2 protein-coding genes are annotated in these 1,954 nt (G+C 58.8%); one reads left to right on the top strand and one right to left on the bottom strand.

The window, feature by feature from the left end; genetic code table 11:
* Positions 1 to 360 precede the first annotated feature (360 nt).
* On the top strand, positions 361 to 1,626 hold the full coding sequence (locus WBG04_RS18375) for a Gfo/Idh/MocA family protein (protein ID WP_424316172.1): 1,266 nt from the start codon (positions 361 to 363) through the stop codon (positions 1,624 to 1,626).
* A gap of 93 nt (positions 1,627 to 1,719) precedes the next feature.
* Here the strand turns inward: WBG04_RS18375 and WBG04_RS18380 are convergent.
* On the bottom strand, positions 1,720 to 1,954 hold a 235-nt coding region (locus tag WBG04_RS18380; protein ID WP_424316173.1), incomplete at its 5' end, for a hypothetical protein.

Consider the following 1,954-nt stretch of genomic DNA (forward strand, 5'->3'; position numbering starts at 1 on the left):
AGGTATAGTTCCTCATCCAGCTCCCGTCTGCCATCAGGTAAAATCGATGCTCCTCCATCGTCATACTGCCGGGGGCGTGGCCGTCTTGACGAACCACATACGGACCCTTGCCCCCTTGGAGATATCCAAGATTCAGCAGTTTGAATTGATCCACAGAATGAGAAATTTTCGGCATTGCCCGTGAACTATGAACAGAGCCCCAAGGGCGTCAAGGAAGCCGTCGCCGCGAAAGCCCGTAGCTGCTCGATTCCCTGCCGAAACAATCAGTGAAATATCGGTCGCAAGAACCACGTTTCAATCGACTGAACACTGGCGTTTTTCGCCTACCAGCAACCATCCAATACAGAAACCTGAACGACCATGACCCAGCCTCTGAATCGACGCCAATTTGTCACCAACACCGCCTTGGCCGGCGCAGCCATCGCGGGTGCGCCATTGCTTCGGGCTCAATCGAACCTCAGCGGCGACTCCATCAAGGTCGCGGTCATCGGCTGTGGCGGACGTGGATCCGGCGCACTCGAGAACTTCATGGATGCCTGCAAAGTCCTTGGCATCAAGCCTGAGATCGTCGCCTTGGCGGATGCCTTTGAAGACCGCGTTTCCGGACTGGCGAAGAAGCACGGCGTGGCGAAAGAACTCCAATTCACCGGCTATGAGGCCTACAAGAAAGCCCTCGCGACCGATTGCGAATACGTGATCATGGCCACCCCTCCCGGCTTCCGCCCGGTCCATTTCGCCGCTGCGGTCGAAGCTGGCAAACACTGCTTCATTGAGAAGCCCGTGGCCGTCGACCCGGTCGGTTCCCGCGCCGTCATGGCTGCCGGCGAGATCGCCAAGAAGAAAGGCCTCGGCGTTGTCGCCGGCACCCAGCGCCGCCACCAAAAGGGCTACCTTGAAAACAAAGCGAAGATCGATGCCGGAGCCATCGGCGAGATCAAGGGTGGCGTCATCCAGTGGAATGGCCGCATCCCTTGGATCAAGGAGCGCCAACCCGGCTGGTCCGACACCGACTACATCACCCGTAACTGGCTGAACTTCACCGAGCTCTCGGGCGATCACATCGTCGAACAGCACGTCCACAATATCGACGTCGCCATCTGGTTCCTCGGACGCCTTCCGGTCTCCGCACTTGGCTTTGGTGGTCGCGCCCGTCGCGTAACCGGCAACCAATTCGACTTCTTCAGTGTCGACCTCGACTTCGGCGACGATGTCCACATTCACAGTCAGTGCCGTCAGCTCACCGGAGCCTACGGCCGCGTCGGCGAGATGTTTACCGGTACCGAAGGCAGCTGCTTCGGCGGCGGCAAGATGAACGGCAAGGATGTCAGCATCGCCGAAATCAAACTCGAGAGCGACAATGCGATGGTCCAAGAGCACGTCGACCTGATTACTTCCGTGCGAGCCGGCAAGCCACGCAATGAAGCCAAGCAGATCGCTGAATCCACACTGGTGGCCATCATTAGCCGGATGTCTTCCTACACCGGACAAATGATCCGCTGGGTCGATGTCACCGAGAACGAAAAATCACCGTTCTTCGCCTACAAGTGCCCGGTCGATCCGCTTACCTTCGAAAAGGGCGCCATCACCCTTCCTGCCGAAGAGCCACCCGTTCCCGGCACCGCCTGATTTTCTCCTCCCAGATCACACAACGGCCCGCGTTGACCGTCGATGCCTCCATCGATTGTCGACCGGGCCGTTTTCCGTGTACGAATTGACGATTCAGGCGATCTGCAGCGATGGCAGGTGGAGGGTTTCCTTCATCCGGCAGACCTCAGCTGCCGCAGGGCTTGAGGTCGCCAAGCCATAAGGGTGGTCCGCCATCCAGTCGAGGAACCGGCAAATCACCTCCGTAGGCTGCGCCTCGGAATCGTAACGAGCTGGGTCGACCGTGCCATCGAGCTCCGTTTCACGACAGACTCGGCAGTCGCAAAGCATGATCCGACAGACGTTCGGC

It is taken from the genome of Haloferula sp., assembly GCF_049672945.1.
GTDB lineage: Bacteria > Verrucomicrobiota > Verrucomicrobiia > Verrucomicrobiales > Akkermansiaceae > Haloferula.